Raw genomic sequence first — 3,790 nt, forward strand, 5'->3', positions numbered from 1 at the left:
GAGTGCCTTCGGGAATCGGAACACAGGTGCTGCATGGCTGTCGTCAGCTCGTGTCGTGAGATGTTGGGTTAAGTCCCGTAACGAGCGCAACCCTTGTCCTTAGTTACCAGCACGTTATGGTGGGCACTCTAAGGAGACTGCCGGTGACAAACCGGAGGAAGGTGGGGATGACGTCAAGTCATCATGGCCCTTACGGCCAGGGCTACACACGTGCTACAATGGTCGGTACAGAGGGTTGCCAAGCCGCGAGGTGGAGCTAATCCCATAAAACCGATCGTAGTCCGGATCGCAGTCTGCAACTCGACTGCGTGAAGTCGGAATCGCTAGTAATCGTGAATCAGAATGTCACGGTGAATACGTTCCCGGGCCTTGTACACACCGCCCGTCACACCATGGGAGTGGGTTGCTCCAGAAGTAGCTAGTCTAACCGCAAGGGGGACGGTTACCACGGAGTGATTCATGACTGGGGTGAAGTCGTAACAAGGTAGCCGTAGGGGAACCTGCGGCTGGATCACCTCCTTAATCGAAGATCTCAGCTTCTTCATAAGCTCCCACACGAATTGCTTGATTCACTGGTTAGACGATTGGGTCTGTAGCTCAGTTGGTTAGAGCGCACCCCTGATAAGGGTGAGGTCGGCAGTTCGAATCTGCCCAGACCCACCAATTGTTGTGGTGTGCTGCTGATCCGATGGGGCCATAGCTCAGCTGGGAGAGCGCCTGCTTTGCACGCAGGAGGTCAGGAGTTCGATCCTCCTTGGCTCCACCATTAATCGTCGAAAGCTCAGACATGAATGTTCAGGTTGAACGAACATTGATGTCTGGTCTTTGTGCCAGAACTGTTCTTTAAAAATTTGGGTATGTGATAGAAGTAGACTGAATAATCTCTTTCACTGGTGATTATTCAAGTCAAGGTAAAATTTGCGAGTTCAAGCGCGAATTTTCGGCGAATGTCGTCTTCACGTTCGAGACAATAACCAGATTGCTTGGGGTTATATGGTCAAGTGAAGAAGCGCATACGGTGGATGCCTTGGCAGTCAGAGGCGATGAAAGACGTGGTAGCCTGCGATAAGCTTCGGGGAGTCGGCAAACAGACTTTGATCCGGAGATCTCTGAATGGGGAAACCCACCTAGCATAAGCTGGGTATCTTGCACTGAATACATAGGTGCAAGAGGCGAACCAGGGGAACTGAAACATCTAAGTACCCTGAGGAAAAGAAATCAACCGAGATTCCCTTAGTAGTGGCGAGCGAACGGGGACTAGCCCTTAAGCTTCTTTGAATCTAACAGAACGCTCTGGAAAGTGCGGCCATAGTGGGTGATAGCCCCGTATGTGAAAGGTTCTTTGAAGTGAAATCGAGTAGGACGGAGCACGAGAAACTTTGTCTGAATATGGGGGGACCATCCTCCAAGGCTAAATACTACTGACTGACCGATAGTGAACCAGTACCGTGAGGGAAAGGCGAAAAGAACCCCGGAGAGGGGAGTGAAATAGAACCTGAAACCGTATGCGTACAAGCAGTGGGAGCCTACTTTGTTAGGTGACTGCGTACCTTTTGTATAATGGGTCAGCGACTTATATTCAGTGGCGAGCTTAACCGTATAGGGAAGGCGTAGCGAAAGCGAGTCTTAATAGGGCGTTTTAGTCGCTGGGTATAGACCCGAAACCGGGCGATCTATCCATGAGCAGGTTGAAGGTTAGGTAACACTGACTGGAGGACCGAACCCACTCCCGTTGAAAAGGTAGGGGATGACTTGTGGATCGGAGTGAAAGGCTAATCAAGCTCGGAGATAGCTGGTTCTCCTCGAAAGCTATTTAGGTAGCGCCTCACGTATCACTCCAGGGGGTAGAGCACTGTTTCGGCTAGGGGGTCATCCCGACTTACCAAACCGATGCAAACTCCGAATACCTGGAAGTGTCAGCGTGGGAGACACACGGCGGGTGCTAACGTCCGTCGTGAAAAGGGAAACAACCCAGACCGTCAGCTAAGGTCCCAAAGTTATGGTTAAGTGGTAAACGATGTGGGAAGGCTTAGACAGCTAGGAGGTTGGCTTAGAAGCAGCCACCCTTTAAAGAAAGCGTAATAGCTCACTAGTCGAGTCGGCCTGCGCGGAAGATGTAACGGGGCTCAAACCATACACCGAAGCTACGGGTGCATCGTAAGATGCGCGGTAGAGGAGCGTTCTGTAAGCCTGTGAAGGTGAGTTGAGAAGCTTGCTGGAGGTATCAGAAGTGCGAATGCTGACATGAGTAACGACAATGGGAGTGAAAAACTCCCACGCCGAAAGACCAAGGGTTCCTGCGCAACGTTAATCGACGCAGGGTTAGTCGGTCCCTAAGGCGAGGCTGAAGAGCGTAGTCGATGGGAAACAGGTTAATATTCCTGTACTTCTAGTTACTGCGATGGAGGGACGGAGAAGGCTAGGCCAGCTTGGCGTTGGTTGTCCAAGTTTAAGGTGGTAGGCAGAGATCTTAGGTAAATCCGGGGTCTTAATGCCGAGAGCTGATGACGAGTCATCTTTCAGATGATGAAGTGGTTGATGCCATGCTTCCAGGAAAAGCTTCTAAGCTTCAGGTAACTAGGAACCGTACCCCAAACCGACACAGGTGGTTGGGTAGAGAATACCAAGGCGCTTGAGAGAACTCGGGTGAAGGAACTAGGCAAAATGGCACCGTAACTTCGGGAGAAGGTGCGCCGGCGAGGGTGAAGCATTTACTGCGTAAGCCCATGCCGGTCGAAGATACCAGGCCGCTGCGACTGTTTATTAAAAACACAGCACTCTGCAAACACGAAAGTGGACGTATAGGGTGTGACGCCTGCCCGGTGCCGGAAGGTTAATTGATGGGGTTAGCGAAAGCGAAGCTCTTGATCGAAGCCCCGGTAAACGGCGGCCGTAACTATAACGGTCCTAAGGTAGCGAAATTCCTTGTCGGGTAAGTTCCGACCTGCACGAATGGCGTAACGATGGCGGCGCTGTCTCCACCCGAGACTCAGTGAAATTGAAATCGCTGTGAAGATGCAGTGTATCCGCGGCTAGACGGAAAGACCCCGTGAACCTTTACTGTAGCTTTGCACTGGACTTTGAGCCTGCTTGTGTAGGATAGGTGGGAGGCTTTGAAGCGTGGACGCCAGTCTGCGTGGAGCCATCCTTGAAATACCACCCTGGCATGCTTGAGGTTCTAACTCTGGTCCGTTATCCGGATCGAGGACAGTGTATGGTGGGCAGTTTGACTGGGGCGGTCTCCTCCTAAAGAGTAACGGAGGAGTACGAAGGTGCGCTCAGACCGGTCGGAAATCGGTCGTAGAGTATAAAGGCAAAAGCGCGCTTGACTGCGAGACAGACACGTCGAGCAGGTACGAAAGTAGGTCTTAGTGATCCGGTGGTTCTGTATGGAAGGGCCATCGCTCAACGGATAAAAGGTACTCCGGGGATAACAGGCTGATACCGCCCAAGAGTTCATATCGACGGCGGTGTTTGGCACCTCGATGTCGGCTCATCACATCCTGGGGCTGAAGCCGGTCCCAAGGGTATGGCTGTTCGCCATTTAAAGTGGTACGCGAGCTGGGTTTAGAACGTCGTGAGACAGTTCGGTCCCTATCTGCCGTGGACGTTTGAGATTTGAGAGGGGCTGCTCCTAGTACGAGAGGACCGGAGTGGACGAACCTCTGGTGTTCCGGTTGTCACGCCAGTGGCATTGCCGGGTAGCTATGTTCGGAATAGATAACCGCTGAAAGCATCTAAGCGGGAAACTAGCCTCAAGATGAGATCTCACTGGGAACTTGATTCCCCT

Annotated in this window: 2 tRNA genes and 2 rRNA genes; all 4 read left to right on the forward strand. The window is 52.1% G+C overall.

What is annotated here, in order from left to right:
* Positions 1 to 522, forward strand: a 16S ribosomal RNA gene (locus tag L6D89_RS32135); the annotation flags it as partial.
* A gap of 64 nt (positions 523 to 586) precedes the next feature.
* Positions 587 to 663: transfer RNA gene (locus L6D89_RS32140), tRNA-Ile, on the forward strand.
* Between the two features lie 27 nt (positions 664 to 690).
* A tRNA-Ala gene (locus L6D89_RS32145) sits at positions 691 to 766 on the forward strand.
* A 229-nt stretch (positions 767 to 995) separates the two neighbouring features.
* Positions 996 to 3,787, forward strand: a 23S ribosomal RNA gene (locus L6D89_RS32150).
* Positions 3,788 to 3,790 lie beyond the last annotated feature (3 nt).

It is taken from the genome of Pseudomonas pseudonitroreducens, from assembly GCF_021603645.1.
GTDB classification, from domain to species: domain Bacteria; phylum Pseudomonadota; class Gammaproteobacteria; order Pseudomonadales; family Pseudomonadaceae; genus Pseudomonas; species Pseudomonas pseudonitroreducens.